The following is a 21,979-nucleotide window of genomic DNA, read 5'->3' on the forward strand; positions in this document are numbered from 1 at the left end:
ACCGCCTATTGCCAGGAGACACCCATGACAGCTCAGACCGACCCCCAGGCCGGCGCCGGCGCCACGCCCGCGGCCAGCACCGACCAGCAGGAAACCCGCGAATGGATGGACGCGCTGTCCGCCGTGATCGACCGCGAGGGCGCGGAGTACGCCCATGCACTGCTCGAGGAACTGCTGGAACACGCGCGCCAGAACAGCGTTGACCGTCCTTTCTCGGCCAACACCGGCTACGTGAACACGCTGGAAGCCGCGCAGGAAGCGCGCTGCCCCGGCAACCTCGAGATCGAAGGCCGCCTGCGCGCCTACATGCGCTGGAACGCCATGGCCATGGTGGTCAAGGCCAACCGCATCCACCCGCCCGAAGGCGGCGACCTGGGCGGCCACATCGGCTCCTTCGCCTCGCTGGCCAACATGTTCGGCGCGGGCTTCAACCACTTCTGGCACGCCGAGAGCGAAAACCACGGCGGCGACTGCCTGTACATCCAGGGCCACGTCTCGCCCGGCATCTATGCGCGCGCCTACCTCGAAGGCCGCATCTCCGAGGAGCAGCTGCTGAACTTCCGCCAGGAAGTGGACGGCAAGGGCCTGTCGAGCTATCCGCACCCGAAGCTGATGCCCGAGTTCTGGCAGTTCCCCACGGTGTCGATGGGCCTGGGCCCGCTGATGGCCATCTACCAGGCGCGCTTCCTGAAGTATCTGCACGCCCGCGGCATTGCGAACACCGAGAACCGCAAGGTCTGGGTGTTCTGCGGCGACGGCGAGATGGACGAAGTGGAATCGCTGGGCGCGATCTCGCTGGCCGCGCGCGAGAAGCTCGACAACCTGATCTTCGTCATCAACTGCAACCTGCAGCGCCTGGACGGCCCGGTGCGCGGCAACGGCAAGATCATCCAGGAGCTCGAGGGCGAGTTCCGCGGCTCGGGCTGGAACGTCATCAAGCTGATCTGGGGCAAGGGCTGGGACGAGCTGCTGGCCAAGGACAAGGACGGCGTGCTGCGCAAGATCATGGCCGAGTGCAACGACGGCGACTACCAGGCCTTCAAGGCCAATGACGGTGCCTACGTGCGCAAGAATTTCTTCGGCCGCGACCCGCGCGCGCTGAAGATGGTCGAGCACATGAGCGACGACGAGATCTGGAACCTGCGCCGCGGCGGCCACGATTCGCAGAAGGTGTATGCGGCCTTCCACGCGGCCAACGAGCACAAGGGCCAGCCCACCGTGCTGCTGGTCAAGACCGTCAAGGGCTTCGGCATGGGCAAGATCGGCGAAGGCCGCAACACCGTGCACCAGACCAAGAAGCTCAGCGACGAGGACATCAAGGCCTTCCGCGACCGCTTCAACATCCCGATCCCCGACAGCCAGATTGCCGACCTGCCGTTCTACAAGCCGGCCGACGACACGCCGGAGATGAAGTACCTGCACGAGCGCCGCAAGGCGCTGGGCGGCTACCTGCCGCAGCGCCGCGTGAAGGCCGACGAGCAGTTCACCGCGCCCGCGCTCGACACCTTCAAGGCGATCCTCGACCCCACGCCCGAAGGCCGCGAGATCTCGACCACGCAGGCCTATGTGCGCTTCCTCACGCAGTTGCTGCGCGACAAGGAAATCGGCCCGCGCGTCGTGCCGATCCTGGTCGACGAGGCGCGCACCTTCGGCATGGAAGGCTTGTTCCGCCAGATCGGCATCTACAACCCCGCAGGCCAGCAGTACACCCCGGTCGACAAGGACCAGGTCATGTACTACAAGGAAGACAAGGCCGGCCAGATCCTGCAGGAAGGCATCAACGAAGCCGGCGGCATGTCCAGCTGGATCGCCGCGGCCACGAGCTACAGCACCAGCAACCGGATCATGATCCCGTTCTACGTGTACTACTCGATGTTCGGCTTCCAGCGCGTGGGCGACCTCGCCTGGGCCGCTGGCGACATGCAGGCGCGCGGCTTCCTGCTGGGCGGTACCTCGGGGCGTACGACGCTCAACGGCGAAGGCCTGCAGCACGAGGACGGCCACAGCCACATCCTGGCCAACACCGTGCCCAACTGCATCAGCTACGACCCGACCTTCGCGCACGAAGTCGCGGTGATCATGCAGGAAGGCCTGCGCCGCATGGTGCAGGAGCAGGAAAACGTCTTCTACTACCTGACGCTGCTCAACGAGAACTACGCGATGCCTGGCCTCACGCCCGGCACCGAGCAGCAGATCATCAAGGGCATGTACCAGTGCAAGCCCGGCATCAAGGTGCCGCCGACCGGGCTGCGCGTGCAGCTGCTCGGCTCGGGCACGATCCTGCGCGAGTCGCTGTCCGCCCAGGAACTGCTGCTGAGCGACTGGGGCGTCGCCGCCGACGTGTGGAGCTGCCCGAGCTTCAACGAACTGACGCGCGACGGCCAGGACGTGGACCGCTGGAACCTGCTGCACCCGCTGGAGACGCCGCGCCAGGCCTTCGTCACGCAGCAGCTGGCCACCAGCACCGGCCCGGTCATTGCCTCGACCGACTACATGAAGGCCTATGCCGAGCAGATCCGCGCCTATATCCCCAAGGGCCGCATCTACAAGGTGCTGGGCACCGACGGTTTCGGCCGCTCGGACTTCCGCCGCAAGCTGCGCGAGCACTTCGAGATCGACCGCCACTACATCGTGGTTGCCGCGCTGCGCAGCCTGGCCGACGGCGGCCAGCTGCCGATGACCAAGGTGGCCGAAGCGATTGCCAAGTACGGCATCCAGGTCGACAAGATCAACCCGCTGTACGCCTAAGAAATCCGGGAGACGAATATGGCAATGGTAGAGATTCAAATTCCGGACATCGGCGATTTCGACGAGGTGTCGGTCATCGAGGTGCTGGTGCAGGCCGGCGACACGATCAAGGCCGAGCAGTCGCTGCTCACCGTGGAATCGGACAAGGCCTCGATGGAGATCCCTTCGAGCCACGCCGGCGTGCTCAAGGAACTGCGCGTGGCGCTGGGCGACAAGGTCAAGCAGGGCTCGGTCATCGCGGTCATCGAAACCGCTTCGGCCGCGCCTGCACCGGCGCCAGCGCCTGCCGAGCAGGCTGCTGCGGCACCGGCACCTGCCGCCGAGTCGCAAGCACCTGCGGCCCCTGCGCCCGCAGCCGAGGCACCGGCTCCTGCGCCGGCTGCCCCGGCCCCGGCCCCGGCAGCCCAGACCACGCCCCTGAAGGTCCCCGATATCGGCGACTTCAAGGATGTGGCCGTGACCGAGATCCTGGTCAAGGCCGGCGACACGGTGACGGCCGAGCAGTCGCTGTTCACCGTCGAGTCCGACAAGGCCTCGATGGAGATCCCGTCGCCCGCGGCCGGCGTGATCAAGTCGCTGACCCTCAAGGTCGGCGACAAGGTCAACATCGGTGACGTGGTGGGTGAGCTCGAAGGCGCGGCCGCCGAAGGCCAGGGCGCCTCGGCACCCGCTCCGGCGCCCGCACCTGCAGCCGCTCCGGCTTCGGCTGCGGCCGCTCCCGCACCTGCGGCAGCTGCGCCCGCACCCGCTGCCCAGGCTCCCGCACCTGCAGCGGCGCAGCCCGCACCTGCGCCGGCCGCACCTGCGCCGGCCGCACACAATCCCACGGTGGCGCCCACGGGCAAGCTGCCCCATGCCTCGCCCTCGGTGCGCAAGTTCGCGCGCGAGCTCGGCGTGCCGCTCGAGGAAGTCACTGGTTCGGCGCAGAAGGGCCGCATCACGCAGGCCGATGTGCTGGCCTTCACCAAGCAGGTCATGTCCGGCGCGGTGCAGACCAAGGCCCAGAGTGCGGTTGCACCCAAGGCCGCGGCACCGGCAGCTGGCGGCGGCGCGGGCCTGGACCTGCTGCCCTGGCCCAAGGTCGACTTCGCGAAGTTCGGCCCCGTGGAGCGCAAGGACCTGTCGCGCATCAAGAAGATCAGCGGCGCCAACCTGCACCGCAACTGGGTGATGATCCCGCACGTCACCAACAACGACGAGGCCGACATCACCGAGCTCGAAGCCTTCCGCGTGTCGACCAACAAGGAAAACGAGAAGAGCGGCGTCAAGGTCACGATGCTGGCCTTCGTGATCAAGGCCGTGGTCGCGGCGCTGAAGAAATTCCCTGAGTTCAACGCCAGCCTCGACGGCGACGCGCTGGTCTACAAGCAGTACTTCAATATCGGCTTCGCGGCGGACACGCCCAACGGCCTGGTGGTGCCGGTGCTCAAGGATGCCGACAAGAAGGGCATCATGCAGATCAGCCAGGAGATGGGCGAGCTCGCCAAGAAGGCGCGCGACGGCAAGCTCGGCGCGGGCGACATGCAGGGCGGCTGCTTCTCGATCTCCTCGCTCGGCGGCATCGGCGGCACGCACTTCACGCCCATCGTGAACGCGCCGGAAGTCGCGATCCTGGGCCTGTCCAAGAGCGCGATGAAGCCGGTCTGGGACGGCAAGCAGTTCGTGCCGCGCCTGCAATTGCCGCTGTCGCTGTCGTACGACCACCGCGTCATCGACGGCGCGCTGGCCGCGCGCTTCAACGCCTATCTGGGCCAGCTGCTGGCGGATTACCGCCGCATCGTGCTGTAAGGAGTCATGCAGATGGCCATCATTGATATCAAGGTTCCCGACATCGGCGATTTCGACAGCGTCGGCGTCATCGAGCTGCTGGTGCAGCCTGGCGACCAGGTCGCCGTGGACCAGAGCCTGATCACCGTCGAGTCCGACAAGGCCTCGATGGAGATCCCATCCTCGCATGCCGGCGTCGTCAAGGAACTGCGCGTGAAGATCGGCGACCAGGTTGCCCAAGGCAGCGTGGTGCTGACGCTCGAGGCGCAGGAGGCCGGCGAGGCTTCGGCGCCCGCGGCGCCCGCGCCGCAGGCAGCAGCGGCGCCTGCACCTGCTGCACCGGCACCCGCGCCCGCAGTGGAACTGCCCAAGGCCGCCGAGGGTGCCGCGCCCGCCGTGGCCGCTCCCGTGCCGCAGCAATACGCTGGCGCCGCTGCCGATGTCGAATGCGACGTCGTGGTGCTGGGCGGCGGCCCGGGCGGCTATTCGGCCGCGTTCCGCGCCGCCGATCTGGGCCTGAAGGTCGTGCTGGTCGAGCGCTACGCGACGCTCGGCGGCGTCTGCCTGAACGTGGGCTGCATCCCCTCCAAGGCCCTGCTGCATGTGGCGGCCGTCATGGACGAGGTCAAGCACCTGTCGGCGGTGGGCGTGGACTTCGGCGCGCCCCAGGTCAACATCGACCAGCTGCGCGGCCACAAGGAAAAGGTCATCGGCAAGCTGACCGGCGGCCTGGCGCAGATGGCGAAGATGCGCAAGGTCACGGTGCTGCGCGGCTATGGCCAGTTCGCCGGCACCCACCATCTGTCGGTGGAGTTGACGCAGGGCGAGGGCACCGAGCGCAGCGGCGGCAAGCAGGTCGTGCAGTTCAAGAACGCGATCATTGCCGCGGGCTCGCAGGCCGTGCACCTGCCATTCATGCCCAAGGACCCGCGCGTGGTGGATTCCACGGGTGCGCTCGAGCTCAAGGAAGTTCCGAAGCGCATGCTGATCCTGGGCGGCGGCATCATCGGGCTGGAGATGGGTACCGTGTACTCGACGCTGGGCGCGCGCCTGGACGTGGTCGAGATGATGGACGGCCTGATGCAGGGCGCCGACCGCGACCTGGTCAAGATCTGGCAGAAGATGAACGCCCCGCGTTTCGACAACATCATGCTCAAGACCAAGACCGTGGGCGCCGAGGCCACGCCCGAGGGCATCAAGGTCACGTTCGCGGCGGCGGAAGAGGGCGGCACTGCCCCCGAGCCGCAGACCTACGACCTGGTGCTGCAGGCCGTGGGCCGCACGCCCAACGGCAAGAAGATCGCCGCCGAGGCCGCAGGCGTCGCGGTGACCGACCGCGGCTTCATTCCGGTCGATATCCAGATGCGCACCAGCGCGCCGCATATCTTCGCCATCGGTGACATCGTCGGCCAGCCGATGCTGGCGCACAAGGCGGTGCACGAGGCCCATGTCGCGGCCGAAGTCATCGCCGGCGAACAGCAGGGCAACAAGGAGCTGGCGGCCGCCGCGTTCAATGCGCGTGTCATCCCGAGCGTCGCCTACACCGACCCCGAGGTCGCATGGGTGGGGTTGACCGAGGATCAGGCCAAGGCGCAGGGCATCAAGGTCAGGAAGGGCCTGTTCCCCTGGGCCGCTTCGGGTCGCGCCATCGCCAACGGCCGCGACGAGGGCGTGACCAAGCTGCTGTTCGATGATTCGCCCGAGGCCCATGGCCACGGCCGCATCCTGGGCGGTGGCATGGTCGGCACGCACGCCGGCGACATGATCGGCGAGATCGCGCTGGCCATCGAGATGGGCGCCGACGCCGTCGACATCGGCAAGACCATCCACCCGCATCCCACGCTGGGCGAGAGCATCGGCATGGCGGCGGAAGTGGCGCACGGCAGCTGCACGGACGTTCCTCCGGCTCGGAAGTAAGCGCCGCCGGAGCAAAAGCCGCGCAGGCCCTGAAGAGGGCTGCGCGGCTTTTTTACGACCGCACGCGTCCAGAGGCTCGATTACGGGGGTTTCGCATCCGGCGTTTCATCATGACGCGGCCGGCCCGTGCGTGGCGTTTCCCTCGCGGGGCCGTCCCTCACAGGCACCTCCTTCGCCGGCTCATCCTTGGGCGGCTCGTCCTTGGGCGGCTCGTCCTTGGGCGGTGTCTTGGGCGGTGTCTTGGGCGGTGTCTTGGGCGGCGGCGCCGGCTCGCGCGGCAGCAGCTCGTCGTGCAGGGCGTCGCGGATGGCTTCGGGCACCATCGATTCGGGCACGACCACGGTCTGCGGGCCGCAATCGCTTTGCCGCGTGAGGTGGTAGCGGAAGGCATCGCGCACCCAGGTCGGGGCCTCCACAGGCGCCAGGAAGACTTCGCGCAGCAGCGCTTGATCGGAAACGCTGAGGTCCTTGGCGAGGATGTAGCCGCGGCTGCGGATGCGCGAGCCGGGCATGCCGTAGCCCGCCAGGCCGCCGAAGCGCTCGATATCGATGCGGCCCCAGCCGACCACCGGGCTCGAGGACATCTGGTGGGATTTCATCACAACCCCACTTTCTTCCAACCCTTGTCCACGGCCTTCTGCGCCGGCGAGTCATTGCCGAACAGCTCGCCCGCCGCCTGGCGGCTCCTTGCCGCGAAGTCCGCCATCTTCATGCGCGGCACCAGGCCGGCGGTGGTCATGACCTGGTACCAGACCTTGCCGATGGTCTCCCAGCTGTAGCCGCCGAGCTGCTTGCAGGCGGTGCAGAACGCGAGGTTCGGCGGGCCGCTGGTGTAATGCGGGTCCTGCCCGGGCTTGAGGTCCCTGAAATGGTCGGGCTGCGGCGCCAGGCAATGCTCGCCCGCGGGGGCGGACATGTCGCGCAGGCAGGTGTAGCCGCGTTCGCGCGTGACCGGGCCCATCACTTCCTTGCCGACGAGCCAGTCGGCGCTGGCCGCGTCCTGCTTGAGCCGCCACTGGCGGAACATCGAGCCGAAGACATCGGACATGCTCTCGTTGAGGCCGCCGGCTTCGTCGTCGTAGTCCAGCTGCAGCGTGTACTGGGTGATGCCGTGGGCCAGCTCGTGGCCGATCACGTCGGTGCCCAGGGTGAAATCCAGGAACAGCTCGCCGTCGCCATCGCCGTAGATCATCTGCAACCCGTTCCACATGGCGTTGTTGTATTTCTTTCCATAGTGCACCGAGGACATCAGGGTCATTCCTGCATCATCGATGGAGTTGCGCTTGAACACCTCGCGCAGGAAGGTGGCCATGTGGTCGGTTTCCACATAGGTGCGTTTGACCGTGGTGTCGCTCGACTCCGCCGGAGTCCTGATCTGCAGGCCCGGCAGGCTCTGGGTGCGCTTGCAGTCGAATACCGACACCTCGGGGTTGTCGCCGAGCTTGAGAAGATTGTGATTTTCCAGCACGAAACCGGCGAGCTTCTCGGTCTGCAGGCGGATGTCGAGGAGATGCTGGGTCAGCCGTGCGGAGTAGGCGGCGTTCTTGCATAGCTCCTGCGACAGCGTCGGATCGCAAGCCAGGCGCTCCAGCACGTCGGCTGGAATGAACTGGCAGTGGCATCGGTACATGATGAGAGCCTCCCATGGACATGGGCGCAGACCACTTGCGGCACTGCCGGGCTGCAGGCGTTGGAGGCTGGGCCCATGCAACGCTGCGCGCGCCGCGATCCCCTGGGCAATGACGCGAAATGCGTTCGATCTGCCGCGAAACCATGGTAAATGCGTCGCTGGTTACAGGCGCCAGAGGCCCTGCCGGCGCGGATGACTTGGCGTGTGCATCGATCCACGCGGGCGCGGACGCGAAGCGTCATCCCTGGGCGAACAGGCCTCCTGGCTGCCTGCGGCTGTGGGCGTGCGGGCACCGGCAGGTTAAGCCTCTGTCCGACACATGCGCTTGGCGGGCCAGGACTAGAGTCATGTCAAAACCATCACCCCAAGGAGCTTGTCCATGTTCTCTCTTCTCGGAACCCTGATCGTGGGCCTGATCGTGGGCTTGATCGCACGCGCGATCAAACCCGGCGATGACAGCCTTGGCTGGATCATGACCATCTTGCTGGGCATTGCCGGGGCGTTTCTTGCCAGCTATATCGGCGTGGCGCTGGGCTGGTACCAGCAAGGGGACGCTGCGGGCTGGATCGCATCGGTGCTGGGCGCCATCGTGCTGCTGGTGATCTACCAATTCGTGCGCGGAAAGACCTCTGGCCGATGAGCGCATCCACCGAATTCGCCGACGCCATGCCGCCCGGCAGACAATCGCAGATCGACGCCGCGGCCGAGCGCGCGCGCAAGCTGCTGCACCGCCGCGCCATCGCGGGCGCGGTGGCCAGCAGCCTGCCCATCCCGGGGCTGGACTGGGCTGTGGACGCCGCGCTGCTGGCACGCCTCATCCCCCGCATCAGCCAGGAGTTTGGCCTGAGCGCCGAGCAGATCGATGCGCTCGAGCCGTCACGGCGCGAGGGCGTGCAGAAGGCGGTGGCGGTGGTGGGCTCGGTGCTGATCGGCAAGCTGGTCACGCGCGAGATGGTCGTGCGCATGGTGCAGAAGGTGGCGATGCGCATGGCCGCCAAGCGCCTGGGGAAGTTCGTGCCGATCGTCGGGACGGCCGTGGCGGCCGCCATGGGTTATGCGGCGCTGCGTTTCCTGGGTGAGCAGCATATCCGTGACTGCATCCGCGTGGCGCAAAGCGCCGATGTGGATATGCCGGTGGGAAGCAGCGCGCGCGCCGACCAGCTGCTGGCCAAGGCGCGCCGGGCGGCGCGCCGCAACATGCACGGCGGCGGCTGATCAGCGGCTGACCGCAGCCAGGGTGTCAGCCGTGAGCTCCGCCGTCTCGACGCGGCGCGCGCCATCGAAGCGGCGCGACCAGTAGGGCGTCTGCATGCTCTCCACGCGCACGGAGGCGCCGGAGCGGGGCGAATGGATGAAATTGCCTTCCCCCACGTAGATGCCGACGTGGCTGAAGGTACGGCGCATGGTGTTGAAGAACACCAGATCGCCGGGCTTCAATTCGTTCTTGTCGATCTTCTGCGTGGCCTTGGCCTGCTCGTCGGCGCGGCGCGGCAGCACCAGGCCCACGGTCTGCGAGTAGATCGCGCGCACGAAACCGCTGCAGTCGAAGCCGGTGGCGGCGCTGTTGCCGCCGCGGCGGTAGGGCACGCCGAGGAAGCCCATGGCGGTGCCGACCAGCTCGGAGGTGCGCGCCGCGACACTGTGGCCGGCTTCATGCAACTGCGTATTGATCTGTGAAATCAGTCCCCGGCTGACCAGCAGGCGCTGGATGTCGTCGTCGGTGGAGCTGGCATCAGGCGCCGCGTGGGCGCTGACACATGTGAAGAGGAGTACACACAACCATCTGGACATGGGGTCGGAGAGTAACACGGAAAAAACGTCCTGGCGAAAATTGATACGGATCCGGGAGGTCTTTTCCTACAGTGCACCGCGCCACAGTCCTGAAGATGGCAGCGTTTTTACCTAGCCGGGTGTGTCCAGGCTGCGACAATGCAGCCATTGCAGACCGTAGAGAAAGAATTCCATGTTGCTTGACGCGCTTGAATCCCAGCTGGTGCTGGTGGACTACCAGGAACGGCTGATGCCGGCCATGTTCGAGGGCGAGGCAGTGCTGGCCAATGCGCGCCTGCTCGCGCGCGCGGCCGAGCTGCTCGAGGTGCCGGTCTTCGGCACCGAGCAGAACCCGTCGAAGCTGGGCGCCAACGACGCGCAACTGCGCGCGCTGTGCGGGAGGACACTGGCCAAGATGCAGTTCAGCGCCGTCGAGGAAGGCCTGGGCGAATGGCTGCGCCCGCCGGCACGCCCCCAGGGGGGCAACGCGCGCAGCCTGCCCAAGCACCTGCAGAAGCCGCAGAACCAGGAACCCGAGCGCCCGGCCATCGTGCTGGCCGGCTGCGAGGCCCATGTGTGCCTTTTGCAGACCGCGCTCGATCTGGTCGAGGAGGAATTCGACGTCTGGGTCGTCACCGACGCCTGCAGCTCGCGCACCGAGCGCAACCGCGACGCGGCCTTCGACCGCCTGGCCGGCGCCGGCGTGGAGCTGGTCACGACCGAGATGGTGGTGTTCGAGTGGCTGCGTGGCTGCGAGCATCCGGCATTCAAGGACCTGCTGGCACTGGTCAAGTGAACGCCCGGTCCCGCGGCGGCGCCAACGCCCGGGGCCGGCCTACAATGATTTTTCTGTTGCGCCGGCGCCGCAGGCGGTGCCGGTTTCCCTTCCCCTTCGAGAGCCCTCCGTGCAGCTGACACCTTCCATTTTCAAAGCCTATGACATCCGCGGCGTGGTGCCGACGACCCTGAACGAAGACGTGGTGCGCGGCGTCGGCCTGGCGTTCGGCAAGGCGGCGCGCGCCGAGGGGCAGACCACCGTGGCCGTGGGGCGCGATGGCCGCCTGTCGGGGCCGGCGCTGTCGGCGGCGCTGATCGAGGGCCTGGTGGCCGCAGGCATCGAGGTCATCGACATCGGCGTGGCGACCACGCCGATGCTGTACTTCGCGGCCGCGACGCTGTGCCAGAGCGGCATCCAGGTCACGGGCAGCCACAATCCCAAGGACTACAACGGCCTGAAGATGGTGTTGAACGGCCGCGCCATCCATGGCGAGGAAATCCAGGCGCTGCGCCGCACCATGGAAGAGGAAAGCTGGCAGCCGCTGCCCGGCGGCGCGGTGCGCCATGCCGACGTGCTGGCCGACTACAGTGCGCGCATCGTGGGCGACGTGAAGCTGGCGCGGCCGATGAAGATCGTGGTGGACTGCGGCAACGGCGTGGCCGGCGCCTCGGCGCCGGGCATCTTCCGCGCTTTGGGCTGCGAGGTCATCGAGCTGTTTTCCGAAGTCGACGGCAATTTCCCCAACCACCATCCCGACCCGAGCAAGCCGGAGAACCTGCGCGACCTGATCGCGGCGCTGCAAGGCAGCGATGCCGAGCTGGGCCTGGCCTTCGATGGCGACGGCGACCGGCTGGGCATCGTGACCAGGGATGGCAGCAATATCTTTCCCGACCGCCAGATGATGCTGTTCGCGCGCGACGTGCTCTCGCGCGTGCCCGGCGGGCACATCGTGTTCGACGTCAAGTGCAGCCAGCGCCTGGCGCCCGCGATCCGCGAAGCCGGGGGCGAGCCGGTCATGTTCAAGACCGGCCACTCGCTGGTGAAGGCGCGCATGAAGGAGCTCGGCTCCCCGCTGGGCGGCGAGATGAGCGGCCATATCTTCTTCAAGGAGCGCTGGTTCGGCTTCGACGACGGCACCTATGCGGGCTGCCGTCTGCTGGAGATCGTCAGTCGCAGCCAGGATCCGAGCGCGCTGCTCAATGCCTTGCCCACCAGCCATTCGACCCCAGAGTTGAATGTCGCTTGCGCCGAGGGCGAACCGCACCGCCTCACGGCCGAGCTGCAGGCGCTGGCCGCAAGCCGCTTCGCGGCCCCGGCCCAGCTCAATACCATCGACGGGCTGCGCGTCGACTGGCCCGATGGCTTCGGCCTGATCCGTGCCAGCAACACCACGCCGGTGCTGGTGCTGCGCTTCGAGGGACAGACACCCGAGGCGCTCCAGCGCATCGAGGCGGACATGCTGGCGCTGCTGGAGCAGGTCAAGCCCGGGGCGCAGATCGGCAGCGCGGCACATTGAATGAGGCACCTGAGCGACTTCGTCGCTTCCCCCTCTCATCCTTCGGTGGAAGGGGAGGCCCGCCATAGGGACGACACCCTCGCCGCGGGGCGGCACTTGCCCGGTGTCTCCGCGCTGGACCCTGCCCATACCAAGAACTGCGAGCGATGCGAAGTGCAGTGGTTCATTGAGATAGGCAGGAGTTTCCAATGAGTTGGGCGCTGGCGCTGTACTCGGCGCTGACCTGGGCGGGCCAGCCGCTGCTGCGGCACAAGCTGCGCCAGCGCGCGCAGGCCGAGCCAGGCTATGGTCTCAAGGTCGAGGAGCGCTTCGGCCATTACGAGCCCGAGAGCCTGGGGCGCGATGGCGCCGGGCGCTGGATCTGGATCCATGCGGTTTCGCTGGGCGAGACCCGCGCCGCGGCCATCCTGATCGACGCGCTGCGCGCGCAATGGCCCGATATGCGTCTGCTGCTGACCCATGGCACGGCCACGGGCCGCGCCGAGGGCGCCAGGCTGCTGCGCCACGGCGATCTGCAGGTCTGGCTGCCCTGGGATACGCGTGCCGCCGTCGAACGCTTCGTGCAGCAGTTCCGCCCGGCCGTGGGGCTGCTGATGGAAACCGAGGTCTGGCCCAATCTGATCGCCGCCTGCCGCGCCCACGGCATTCCGCTGGCGCTGGCCAACGCGCGCCTCAACGCGCACTCGCTGGACAAGGCGCTGAAGTTCCCGGCGCTGTCGATGCCGGCCTACCAGTCTCTGGCCGCCGTCTGGGCGCAGACCCAGGGCGATGCCCGCCGCCTGCGCGCGCTGGCGGCGCCGGTGCGCGCGGTGCTGGGCAATCTCAAATTCGATGTGCTGCCCGATGCGGGCCAGCTGGCGCAGGGTGCGCAGTGGCGCCAGCGCTCGGCGCGGCCGGTCGTGATGCTGGCCAGCAGCCGCGAGGGGGAGGAAGAGCTGTTCATCGCCGCGCTGCGCCGGCTGGGCGAGAAGGCGCTGAAGGTGCAGTGGCTGGTGGTGCCGCGCCATCCGCAGCGTTTCGAGAGCGTGGCGCTGGCGCTGCAGGCGGCGGGGCTGCGCGTGTCGCGGCGCAGCGAGTGGCTGGGCGCGCCGCCGCGCGCGCAGGCCCAGGCCGGCGAGGAGTGCCTGTGGCTGGGCGACTCGCTGGGCGAGATGCCGATGTACTACGCGATGGCCGATGCCGCGCTGCTGGGCGGCAGCTTCGCGCCGCTGGGCGGGCAGAACCTGATCGAGGCGGCGGCCTGCGGCTGCCCGATGCTGGTCGGGCCGTCCACTTTCAATTTCGCCGAAGCCGCGGAGCTGGCCTGCGCGGCGGGCGCGGCGCACCGCGTGGCCGATCTCGATGCCGGGCTGCAGGCGGCGCTGGCGCTGGTGCACGATGTGCCCGCGCGCACCGCGGCCGTGGCCCATTGTCTCGAGTTCGCCCAGGCGCACCGCGGCGCGGCGCGGGCCACTGCGCAGGCCGTCGACGAACTGCTGCGCAGTTCGCGGCGCTGAAGCCCGCCGCTCAGCGCGCAGCCGCCGGCACGGCAGGCAACCCGGCCGGCGTGCCGGACAGCAGCGCGTTCACGGCCTGCACATCGTCGTCCCCCAGCGTGCCCGCGGCCTGGCGCAGCTTGAGCTGGCCGAGGATCACGTTGTAGCGCGCCAGCGCCAGGTCGCGCTTGGTCTGAAAGAGTTGGCTCTGGGCATCGAGCACGTCGATGTTGATGCGCACCCCCACCTCGTAGCCCAGCCGGTTGGCCTCGAGCGCGCTCTGGCTGGAGGCCTCGGCCGCTTCCAGCGCGCGCACCTGGCCCTGGCCCGACTGCACGCCATAAAAGGCGGTGCGCGTGGACTGCTCGACATTGCGCCGCGCCTGATCGAGATCGGCTTCGGACTTGCGCTCCAGCGACAGCGTTTCCTTCACGCGGTTTTGCACCGAGAAGCCGGCAAACAGCGGCAGGTTCAGCTGCACGCCGACGCTGGCGCTTTTGGCTTTGTAGCCGCCCTGGGGCGCGGTCACGGTGCCCTGCGGGTTGTTGTTGATGCTGTAGCCGGCCTGCAGGTCCACCGTGGGCAGATGGCCGGTTTCGGCCTTGCGTGTCTCCAGCCGCGCCACGTCGAGCGCCAGTTGCGCCTGGCGCAGCTGCGGCTGCGTGCCGAGCGACACATCCACCCAGGCCTGCGGATCGGCGGGCGACAACGCCGGCAGCGCCACGGGCAGTGCCAGCGGCAGCGGGCGCACGCCCGGCACGCCGACCAGCTGCTCGAGCGCCAGGCGCCTGACGCGCAGATCGTTGTCGGCGGCGATTTCCTGCGCCACGATCAGGTCGAAGCGCGCCTGCGCCTCGCGCGAGTCGGTGATGGTGGCGTTGCCCACGTCGAAATTTCGCTGCGCGAACGCCAGCTGCTGCGACACCGCCTCCTTTTGCGCCTGCACGAAGCGCAGGGTGTCCTCTGCGGCCAGTACATCGAAATAGGCCTGGCTGGTGCGCACGATCAGGTCCTGCTCGGCCGCGTCGCGCTGCGCCAGCGCGATCTCGAAGCTGCGCTGGCCTTGCGTATAGGCAATGCGGTTGGCGGGGCGGTACAGCGGCTGCGCGGCGCTGAGCGTCGCGGTCTGGCTGCTGGCGTTCAGGGTGAACGCCGGCTGGCTGACCTCGGTGCGCGTGCGGTTCGCACCGGCCTGCAGCCCCACCGAGGGCAGCAGGCCCGCGCGCGCCTGCTCCGAGCGGCTGTAGGCGGCATCGGTTTCGGCCTGGCGCGCCTGCCAGATGGCATCATGCCCGCGCGCGCGCTCCACCAGTTCCACCAGGCTCTGCGCCGATGCCAGCGGCATGAAGCCGCAACCGACCGCCAGGGCCAGCAGGGCGCCGGCATGGCGCCGGAAAGAGGGCGGAACACGGCGGGCCAGGGGCATTGCGTTCTTTCTAGTACAGAGGGACGGCGTTGTCACGCTCGCGCGTCCAGGCATCGATGCCGCCAGTGATATTGGTCACCTGCTCGAAGCCCTGGTTGAGCAGGAACATGCCTACATGCATGCTGCGCATGCCGTGGTGGCACAGGCAGGCAACGGGGCGTTCGGGATCGAGCTCCTGCTGGCGCGCGGGAATGTCCTGCATGGGAATGTTCAGCAGCTCGAAGCCGTCGGGCGTGACGCTGGCCGTGGCGCATTCCCAGGGTTCGCGCACGTCGAGCACCAGCGGCGTCACTCCCTGCGCCCGGCATTGCTCGAGCCATTGATCGAATTGCGCGGGACGGACCTGGGCAAGCATATGCACCTCAGAACTTGAAGGGCGAGGGCTCGGCAAAGCCGTGCAGGCGCGGGGCGATCGTGTCCCAGGGGGAGATCGTCTCGAAGGAGTTGCCCAGGCGGCGCACGAAGGTGGCGCGCATGACGGGCTGCTTGCCGATGATCGCGCCGAAGCGGCCACCTTCGGCCAGGTGCTGCAGCAGCGCCGTGGGTACCTCGGCGACCGAGCCGCTGAGCACGATCACGTCGAAGGGGCCTTCGGGCAGCGGGTCGGTGGCGCCATCGGCCAGGCGCACGGTGGCGTTGGCCACGCCGGCACCGGCCAGGTTCTCGCGCGCCATCTCGGCGAGCTCCGGCACGATTTCCAGGGTCAGCACCTCGCGCGCATGGTGCGCCAGCAGCGCCGCCATGTAGCCCGAGCCGGCGCCGATCTCGAGCACGCGGTCGGTGGACTTCACATTCAGGTCCTGCAGCATGCGTGCTTCGACGCGCGGCTGCAGCATGGTCCAGCCCTTGGCCGCGGCTTCCTCGGGCGTGCCCTGCAGGGGGATCTCGATGTCCATGAAGGCCAGGCCCTCGTGCTCGGGCGGCACGAACAGCTCGCGCGGCACGGCCGTGAGCGTCTCGAGCACGTCCTGCTCCAGCACGTTCCAGGGGCGGATCTGCTGCTGGATCATGTTGAAGCGCGCTTGCTCGACGGGGTCGGCGGTGTTGGCCAGGGTGTTCAGGGGCATGTTCATGGGGTTACTTTCGGGGAAGGCTTGTCTCGACAAACCTTTGATTCTACGAGGGTGCGGGCTCCTGGTTTCAGTCAGGCCCGGCTTTGTGGCGTGTTCGCCCCGCCAGCCGCCGCGCCCAGTTGGCGAGATCGTCCATATAGCAGTACATGACGGGCACCACGACCAGTGTCAGCAGCGAGGAGGTGATGACGCCGCCAATGACGGCCTGGCCCATGGGCGCGCGCTGCTCCGACCCCTCGGTGACGGCCAGCGCCAGGGGCAGCATGCCGAAGACCATGGCCAGCGTGGTCATCAGGATCGGCCGCAGCCGCACCCGTGCCGCCAGCAGCAGCGCCGGGCCGCGCTCGAGGCCCGGCGTGACGGCGCCGGTGGCGGCGTCGACGCTGTCCATGCGCGCGCGTATCGCGAAATCCACCAGCAAGATGGCGTTCTTCGTCACCAGCCCCATCAGCATGATCACGCCGATCATCGAGAACATCGACAGCGCCGAGCCGAACATCAGCAGCGCCAGAACCACGCCGATCAGCGTCAGGGGCAGGGCGGTCATCAGCGCCAGCGGCTGCACGAAGCTCCTGAACTGGCTGGCCAGGATCATGTAGATGAACACGACGGCCAGCGCCAGCGCCGACAGCGCATAGCCGAAGGATTCATCCATGTCCTTGGTCGAGCCGTTGAACTGGTAGCTGTAGCCCGGCGCCAGCGCCAGGCCCTTGAGCGCCTCGCGGATATCGGCCGAGACCTCGCCCACCGAGCGCAGCGAAGCGTTGGCGGTGATCGATACCTCGCGCGTCAGCGCGCGGCGGTTGATCTGGCTCGGGCCCGCGGATTCGCGGATCTCGACCACCTGGTCCAGCCGGATGTTGCGGCGCGTGCCGTCCGCGCCCGTGACCAGCAGAGGCAGCCGCGCGAGCTGCAGCGGTGCCAGCCGGTCCTCGGGCGCCAGGCGCAGCTGCACGTCATAGGTCTCGTCGTTGCCGGCGCGCCAGTTGCCCACGTCCTGGCCGGCCAGCAGCGTGCGCAGCGCGCTGGCCACCGCACCCGTCGTCAACCCCAGATCCGACGCGGCCTCGCGCTTGATGGCCAGCGTCACGCGCGGGGTGTCGCTTTCCAGGCTCGATTCGACATCGACCAGCCCCGGGATATCGCGTATCAGCTCCATTGCCTGCCGGTTCAGCCGCCCGAGCTCGGCCAGGTCCTGGCCCTGCAGCGAGAACGCGATCTGCTTTTGCCCGCCCACGGGCTCGAGCAGCCCGACCTGGGTCACGGTGATGCCCGCGATCCGGCGCAACTGCTGGCGCAGCTCGATGGCCATCGCCTCGACGCCGCGCGTGCGCTGGTTGCGGTCGGTGAGGCGCACATAGATATTGGCATGGGTCTTGCCGCGCGCCGAGCCGGTGTTGATGGTCGTGAGCGTGTAGCGCACCTCGGGCAGCGCGCGGATCACCGCCTCCACCTGCCGCGCCTTGGCCTCTGTGGCCTCGATGGAGCTGCCCTGGGGCGTGTGGAACTGCACCGTGGTCTCGGAGAAGTCGGCCTTGGGCACGAACTCGGTGCCCAGCAGCGGCACCATCATCACGCTGGCCGCGAAGATCGCCAGCGCCGCCACTGCCGTCGCCAGCCGGTGGCCCAGTGCCCAGGCCAGGATCTGCTGGTAGACGCCGGCGAGCTGGTCGGTGGCACGCTCGAACCAGGCGGTGACGCGGCCGATGCTGCGTTCGTAAAGGCTCCTGGGCCGGTCCTGCCGCGCCTCGCCATGCACGCTGGGGTCATGCCAGACGCTCGACAGCATCGGGTCGAGCGTGAAGCTCACGAACATCGAGATCAGCACCGCCACCACGATGGTCAGGCCGAACTCGTGGAAGAACTTGCCGATGATGCCCTGCATGAAGCCAATGGGCAGGAACACGGCCACGATGGACAGCGTCGTCGCCAGCACCGCCAGCCCGATCTCCTGCGTGCCGTCCATGGCCGCGGCATAGGGCGTCTTGCCCATCTGCAGGTGGCGCACGATGTTCTCGCGCACCACGATGGCGTCGTCGATCAGCAGCCCCACGCACAGCGACAGCGCCATCAGCGTCACCATGTTGATGGAAAAGCCCAGCCAGTGCATGAACAGGAAGGTGCCGATCAGCGCGATCGGCAGCGTGAGCCCGGTGATGACCGTCGAGCGCCAGGAATTGAGGAACAGGAACACGATCAGCACCGTGAGCACCGCGCCCTCGATCAGCGTCTGGCGCACGTTGTCCACCGCCACGCGGATCGGCCGCGCCATGTCGCCGATGGGCTCCAGGCGCACGCCCGGCGGCAGCTCGGCCTGCATGCCGGCGACCGCGCGGCGCAGCCCCTCGACCACCTCGATGGTGTTGTCGCCCTGGGCTTTCTGCACCGACAGCAGCAGGCTGCGCTGGCCGTTGTACAGCGCCAGGCTCTCGACTTCCTGCGGGCCGTCCAGCACGCGCGCGAGCTGCCCCAGGCGCACCGTGCTGCCGCCGCGCTGCGCGACGATGATCTCGGCGAAGTCCTCGGGGCGCTGCATGCGCGCGTCGATCTGCACCATGCGCTCCTGCGCCAGCGAGCGCACCGCCCCCACCGGCAGGTCCTGGTTCTCGCTGCGCACGGCCTGCGCCACCTGCTCCACACTGATGCCGAAGGCTTCCAGCGCCTGGGGGTCGAGATAGAGATTGATCTCGCGCGGGGTGGCGCCCACCAGGTTCACGGCGCCGACGCCGCGTACGTTCTCCAGGCGCTTTTTCAGCACCTGGTCGGCCCAGCTGGTGAGCTCGACCGCGGACATCGCCTTGCCTTGGCCACCTGCACCCCCTGTGGGCAGCACGGCCAGAGACCATACCGGCGCATCGGCCGGATCGAAGCGCAGCACGCGCGGCTCCTCCACTTCGTCACGCAGCAATGGCCGCACCGAGGCCACCTTCTCGCGCACATCGTCCGCAGCCTGCCGCCCCTCGATGTGCAGCTGGAACTCGATGACCACCAGGCTGGTGCCCGCATAGCTGCGTGAGGTCAGCGCGTTGATGCCGGCAATGGAGTTGACCGCTTCCTCGACCTTTCGCGTGACCTCGCTCTCCACGATCTCGGGCGAGGCGCCGGGATAATCCACCGTCACCACCACGACCGGGAAGTCCACGTTGGGGAACTGGTCGACCTTGAGCCGCTGATAGGAGAACATGCCCAGCACCATCAGCGCGACCATGACCATGGTAGCGAAGACCGGGTTGTGCAGGCTGACTTTGGTGAACCACATGGAGGAGGGCCCTTACTGCGCGGGGCTGGAGGGCGCGCCCGCAGCCGGGTCCGCGGCGATCTCCACCCGCGTGCCCTCGCGCAGCGCGCCGGCGCTGGCGCCCACGATCCGGCTGCCCTCGGGCAGGCCTTCGACCGCGACCCAGGCGCGGCCGTCGATCAGCGCACGCGCGCCCAGCGTCACCGTCTGGTGCGCGATGCGCGGCTGGCCGTCCACAGTCTGCAGCACCTGCACATAGGGCTGGGGCTTGTCGTTATGCACCGCGTCCAGCGGCAATGCCAGTGGCGCCTGCGCGGCGCCGATGTCGATCTGCCCCTGCAGGAACATGCCGGGGCGCAGCACCGCGCCCTGCGCGGATTCGAGCTGCAGATAGACCGGAACGCTGCGCGTGGCGGCATCGGCCCGCGGGCTGACCCGCACCACGCGCGCCGCGAACTCCTGCGCACTGCCGTCGAGCCGCAGCCGCGCCCGCTGGCCGGGGCGCACCTGCAGCGAATCGGCGGGGGGCAGCAGCGCCGAGAGCTGCAGCTGGCGCAGGTCGACGATCTCCAGCACGCGCGTCTCGACGGCCACGCGCTCGCCGTTGTTGACCAGCCGCTCGGCGACCTGTCCCGCGATCGGGCTGCGCAGCACGGTGTCGGCCACCGCCTTGCGCGCCACCTCGGCCTGGGCCAGCGCCGACTGGTACTGTGCCTGCGCCGCCTGCAGATTGGCGTCGGAAGTGCGCAGGGCGGTCTGCGAGATGAAGCCCTGCTCGACCAGCGCCTGGTTGTTGCTGTGCTGGCGCTCCTGGATGGAGCGCTGCGCGCGCGCCGCCTCGGCCTCCTGCTGGGCCTGGCGCAGCCGGGCGCTGGCATCCGCTGCATCGACGCGCGCGAGCACCTGGCCGGCCTGTACGCTGTCGCCCTCGCGCACCGTGAGGTCCTGCAGCGTGCCTGCCGCATAGGATTTGATGCTGGCCACCTGCAGCGCTTCGACCACACCCGAGACGGGCACGCCCAGCGGCAGGGCACGCCGCTGCAAGTTCAGCACTTCCGCCGGCTGCAGGCGCAGCGCCACCGGAGGCGCCGTGGTGGCTTGCTGCACGGCTTGCTGCTGGTGCTTGCGCGTCAGCAGCGCGCGGCCGATGCCTATGGACAGGGCCAGCACGGCGATCAGGGACAGGAGAATGAGTTTGCGGCGTGACATGGGATGGGAAGTCAGGGGCGCAGACCGCGCAACAGATTGTCGATCTGCGTTTCCAGATAGGCCTCGGGGCTGAAGGGCAGGCTGGCGCCGGCATCCTGGCCGGGCAGGCAGGGCGCCATCGAGTTCTGCCACAGCGTCAGGAACACCATGGGCGCCAGCACCAGATAGACACCGGTCTGCAGATCCAGCGTACGGATCTCGCCACGCGCGATGCCGCGCTCCAGGATGCGCCGCACCAGCGCCGTGCCCGGCTCGGTCACTTCCTGGTGGTAGAAACGCGCCAAGGCCGGGAAATTGCGCGCCTCGCCGACCATCAGCTTGGTGATGCCCGATGCCCGGGTGCTGCCGATGCGCTCCCACCAGACCGCATAGCAGCGGCGCAGCAACGCCTCGCTGTCGCCCTCGAAGCTGTCGAGCTCGAGCTGCCACTCACTGAAGCGGCCGGCGATGTTCTCGCGCACCACCGCCTTGAAAAGGTCTTCCTTGCTGGGAAAGTAAAGGAACAGCGTGCCCTTGGAAACGCCGGCGCGCGCGGCGACCTCCTCGACGCGGGTGGCGGCATAGCCCTTCTGGACAAACAGATCCAGCGCCGCGTCCAGCAGCTCCCCGGGCCGGGCATCCTTGCGGCGCACGCGGCGCTGCCTCCTTGCAGGCTGCGGCAGGTCTTGCGATGGCGCGGGATGGGGCTTCATGGAACCGGAGGAGGTATACGGCATCTTAATGACTGAGTGGTTATTAATATATCCACGGGCTCGGGGAGCGTCAATCCAGCCGGCAGTAGCGTCGAGCGCCTCTGGCTGATTGCTTCGACCCCTGCAATTCGTGTACAAGCAAGGCATGCAAGAAACCATTTACCTCGCCGGTGGCTGCTTCTGGTGCACCGAGGCCGTTTTCGACCGCGTACGCGGCGTGATCGACGTGCAAAGCGGCTATGCCAACGGCCATGTCGACCACCCCAGCTATGAGCAGATCTGCACCGGCACGACCGGCCACGCCGAAGTCGTGCGCCTGGTCTTCGATCCCCAGGTCATCGGCCTGCGCCAGTTGCTGGAGATCTTCTTCGCCACGCACGACCCGACCACGCTCAACCGCCAGGGCAACGACGTGGGAACGCAGTACCGCAGCGGCATCTACTTCGTCGACGCATTGCAGGCCGAGGTCGCGCGCGCAGTGATCGACGAGCTCGCGCCCGAAGCCGGAGGCCCCATCGTGACCGAGGTGCTGCCGCTGCAGAGCTACTGGCCCGCGGAGGACTATCACCAGGACTATTTCCGCCAGCATCCGGAGCAGGGCTACTGCGCGTTCGTGGTCAGCCCCAAGGTGCAGAAGTTCCGCAAGAGCTTTTCCGAATGGATGAAGCCGGGCGCCTGACGCGGCGCGTGCCGGATGCTCGCAACGGGCTGCGGCATTTGTAAAAAATCTCTTGAAAACT

Annotated in this window: 18 protein-coding genes; 9 read left to right on the forward strand and 9 right to left on the reverse strand. The window is 68.1% G+C overall.

The window, feature by feature from the left end; genetic code table 11:
* Positions 1-24: 24 nt before the first annotated feature.
* The 3 genes from aceE to lpdA are packed head-to-tail and all read left to right on the forward strand — an operon-like array spanning position 25 to position 6,432.
* On the forward strand, positions 25-2,748 hold the full coding sequence (gene aceE / locus M9799_RS16210; RefSeq protein ID WP_231042344.1) for a pyruvate dehydrogenase (acetyl-transferring), homodimeric type: 2,724 nt from the start codon (positions 25-27) through the stop codon (positions 2,746-2,748).
* Between the two features lie 18 nt (positions 2,749-2,766).
* A complete protein-coding gene (gene aceF, locus M9799_RS16215; RefSeq protein WP_231042345.1) occupies positions 2,767-4,536 on the forward strand; it encodes a dihydrolipoyllysine-residue acetyltransferase in 1,770 nt (589 codons plus the stop codon).
* Between the two features lie 12 nt (positions 4,537-4,548).
* Positions 4,549-6,432 (forward strand): dihydrolipoyl dehydrogenase, encoded by a 1,884-nt coding sequence (gene lpdA, locus M9799_RS16220; RefSeq protein ID WP_231042346.1) that lies wholly within the window; start codon positions 4,549-4,551, stop codon positions 6,430-6,432.
* Positions 6,433-6,512: 80 nt separating this feature from the next.
* Here the strand turns inward: lpdA and M9799_RS16225 are convergent, their stop codons facing one another.
* Positions 6,513-7,031, reverse strand: a complete 519-nt coding sequence (locus tag M9799_RS16225) for a protealysin inhibitor emfourin (protein ID WP_250621325.1) — start codon at positions 7,029-7,031, stop codon at positions 6,513-6,515.
* Complete coding sequence (locus M9799_RS16230) at positions 7,031-8,062, reverse strand: M4 family metallopeptidase (protein ID WP_231042348.1); 1,032 nt, start codon at positions 8,060-8,062, stop codon at positions 7,031-7,033. The genes M9799_RS16225 and M9799_RS16230 overlap by 1 nt, the downstream gene beginning before the upstream one ends.
* Before the next feature lie 379 nt (positions 8,063-8,441).
* On the opposite strand from M9799_RS16230, the gene M9799_RS16235 reads away from it, so the two are divergent.
* Positions 8,442-8,702: a GlsB/YeaQ/YmgE family stress response membrane protein gene (locus M9799_RS16235; protein WP_231042349.1), complete on the forward strand. Its 261-nt coding sequence runs from the start codon at positions 8,442-8,444 to the stop codon at positions 8,700-8,702.
* Positions 8,699-9,277 (forward strand): hypothetical protein, encoded by a 579-nt coding sequence (locus M9799_RS16240; protein ID WP_231042350.1) that lies wholly within the window; start codon positions 8,699-8,701, stop codon positions 9,275-9,277. The genes M9799_RS16235 and M9799_RS16240 overlap by 4 nt, the downstream gene beginning before the upstream one ends.
* Here M9799_RS16240 and M9799_RS16245 read toward each other — a convergent pair whose 3' ends face one another.
* On the reverse strand, positions 9,278-9,853 hold the full coding sequence (locus tag M9799_RS16245) for a C40 family peptidase (RefSeq protein WP_231042351.1): 576 nt from the start codon (positions 9,851-9,853) through the stop codon (positions 9,278-9,280).
* Positions 9,854-10,025: 172 nt separating this feature from the next.
* On the opposite strand from M9799_RS16245, the gene M9799_RS16250 reads away from it, so the two are divergent.
* From M9799_RS16250 to M9799_RS16260, 3 genes are all read left to right on the forward strand, one after another.
* Positions 10,026-10,628 (forward strand): isochorismatase family protein, encoded by a 603-nt coding sequence (locus tag M9799_RS16250; RefSeq protein ID WP_231042352.1) that lies wholly within the window; start codon positions 10,026-10,028, stop codon positions 10,626-10,628.
* A 109-nt stretch (positions 10,629-10,737) separates the two neighbouring features.
* Positions 10,738-12,126, forward strand: coding sequence for a phosphomannomutase/phosphoglucomutase (locus M9799_RS16255; protein ID WP_231042353.1), 1,389 nt, complete (start codon positions 10,738-10,740; stop codon positions 12,124-12,126).
* 188 nt (positions 12,127-12,314) lie between these two features.
* Entirely contained in the window at positions 12,315-13,622 is a 1,308-nt protein-coding gene (locus M9799_RS16260; protein WP_231042354.1) for a 3-deoxy-D-manno-octulosonic acid transferase, read from the forward strand.
* 10 nt (positions 13,623-13,632) lie between these two features.
* Here the strand turns inward: M9799_RS16260 and M9799_RS16265 are convergent, their stop codons facing one another.
* The 6 genes from M9799_RS16265 to M9799_RS16290 all read right to left on the reverse strand — a co-directional run bounded on the left by M9799_RS16265 (position 13,633) and on the right by M9799_RS16290 (position 21,239).
* Positions 13,633-15,027 carry a TolC family outer membrane protein gene (locus M9799_RS16265; protein WP_377008515.1) on the reverse strand — a complete coding sequence of 465 codons (1,395 nt, stop codon included), beginning with the start codon at positions 15,025-15,027 and terminating at the stop codon, positions 13,633-13,635.
* Between the two features lie 10 nt (positions 15,028-15,037).
* Positions 15,038-15,382 carry a rhodanese-like domain-containing protein gene (locus M9799_RS16270; protein WP_231042355.1) on the reverse strand — a complete coding sequence of 115 codons (345 nt, stop codon included), beginning with the start codon at positions 15,380-15,382 and terminating at the stop codon, positions 15,038-15,040.
* 7 nt (positions 15,383-15,389) lie between these two features.
* Complete coding sequence (locus M9799_RS16275) at positions 15,390-16,100, reverse strand: protein-L-isoaspartate O-methyltransferase family protein (protein ID WP_231042356.1); 711 nt, start codon at positions 16,098-16,100, stop codon at positions 15,390-15,392.
* A gap of 67 nt (positions 16,101-16,167) precedes the next feature.
* A complete protein-coding gene (locus M9799_RS16280) occupies positions 16,168-19,359 on the reverse strand; it encodes an efflux RND transporter permease subunit (protein WP_231042357.1) in 3,192 nt (1,063 codons plus the stop codon).
* A 12-nt stretch (positions 19,360-19,371) separates the two neighbouring features.
* Entirely contained in the window at positions 19,372-20,547 is a 1,176-nt protein-coding gene (locus tag M9799_RS16285) for an efflux RND transporter periplasmic adaptor subunit (protein ID WP_231042358.1), read from the reverse strand.
* A gap of 11 nt (positions 20,548-20,558) precedes the next feature.
* The gene (locus M9799_RS16290; protein ID WP_231042359.1) at positions 20,559-21,239 is read right to left on the reverse strand and encodes a TetR/AcrR family transcriptional regulator; all 681 of its coding nucleotides are present in this window, start codon (positions 21,237-21,239) and stop codon (positions 20,559-20,561) included.
* Positions 21,240-21,384: 145 nt separating this feature from the next.
* On the opposite strand from M9799_RS16290, the gene msrA reads away from it, so the two are divergent.
* On the forward strand, positions 21,385-21,918 hold the full coding sequence (gene msrA, locus M9799_RS16295) for a peptide-methionine (S)-S-oxide reductase MsrA (protein WP_231042360.1): 534 nt from the start codon (positions 21,385-21,387) through the stop codon (positions 21,916-21,918).
* The last annotated feature ends 61 nt before the right edge of the window (positions 21,919-21,979 follow it).

The sequence above is a fragment of the Comamonas endophytica genome, assembly GCF_023634805.2.
GTDB classification, from domain to species: domain Bacteria; phylum Pseudomonadota; class Gammaproteobacteria; order Burkholderiales; family Burkholderiaceae_C; genus Comamonas; species Comamonas endophytica.

What these genes read in the sequence shown, in the direction of transcription:
- M9799_RS16290 (WP_231042359.1), bottom strand. Translation starts at nt 21,239, where the DNA reads ATGAAGCCCCATCCCGCGCCATCGCAAGACCTGCCGCAGCCTGCAAGG.
- M9799_RS16265 (WP_377008515.1), bottom strand. Translation starts at nt 15,027, where the DNA reads ATGCCCCTGGCCCGCCGTGTTCCGCCCTCTTTCCGGCGCCATGCCGGC.
- M9799_RS16235 (WP_231042349.1), top strand. Translation starts at nt 8,442, where the DNA reads ATGTTCTCTCTTCTCGGAACCCTGATCGTGGGCCTGATCGTGGGCTTG.
- M9799_RS16275 (WP_231042356.1), bottom strand. Translation starts at nt 16,100, where the DNA reads ATGAACATGCCCCTGAACACCCTGGCCAACACCGCCGACCCCGTCGAG.
- M9799_RS16270 (WP_231042355.1), bottom strand. Translation starts at nt 15,382, where the DNA reads ATGCTTGCCCAGGTCCGTCCCGCGCAATTCGATCAATGGCTCGAGCAA.
- lpdA (WP_231042346.1), top strand. Translation starts at nt 4,549, where the DNA reads ATGGCCATCATTGATATCAAGGTTCCCGACATCGGCGATTTCGACAGC.
- aceF (WP_231042345.1), top strand. Translation starts at nt 2,767, where the DNA reads ATGGCAATGGTAGAGATTCAAATTCCGGACATCGGCGATTTCGACGAG.
- M9799_RS16225 (WP_250621325.1), bottom strand. Translation starts at nt 7,031, where the DNA reads ATGAAATCCCACCAGATGTCCTCGAGCCCGGTGGTCGGCTGGGGCCGC.
- M9799_RS16230 (WP_231042348.1), bottom strand. Translation starts at nt 8,062, where the DNA reads ATGTACCGATGCCACTGCCAGTTCATTCCAGCCGACGTGCTGGAGCGC.
- M9799_RS16260 (WP_231042354.1), top strand. Translation starts at nt 12,315, where the DNA reads ATGAGTTGGGCGCTGGCGCTGTACTCGGCGCTGACCTGGGCGGGCCAG.
- M9799_RS16285 (WP_231042358.1), bottom strand. Translation starts at nt 20,547, where the DNA reads ATGTCACGCCGCAAACTCATTCTCCTGTCCCTGATCGCCGTGCTGGCC.
- M9799_RS16240 (WP_231042350.1), top strand. Translation starts at nt 8,699, where the DNA reads ATGAGCGCATCCACCGAATTCGCCGACGCCATGCCGCCCGGCAGACAA.
- M9799_RS16245 (WP_231042351.1), bottom strand. Translation starts at nt 9,853, where the DNA reads ATGTCCAGATGGTTGTGTGTACTCCTCTTCACATGTGTCAGCGCCCAC.
- aceE (WP_231042344.1), top strand. Translation starts at nt 25, where the DNA reads ATGACAGCTCAGACCGACCCCCAGGCCGGCGCCGGCGCCACGCCCGCG.
- M9799_RS16250 (WP_231042352.1), top strand. Translation starts at nt 10,026, where the DNA reads ATGTTGCTTGACGCGCTTGAATCCCAGCTGGTGCTGGTGGACTACCAG.
- M9799_RS16280 (WP_231042357.1), bottom strand. Translation starts at nt 19,359, where the DNA reads ATGTGGTTCACCAAAGTCAGCCTGCACAACCCGGTCTTCGCTACCATG.
- msrA (WP_231042360.1), top strand. Translation starts at nt 21,385, where the DNA reads ATGCAAGAAACCATTTACCTCGCCGGTGGCTGCTTCTGGTGCACCGAG.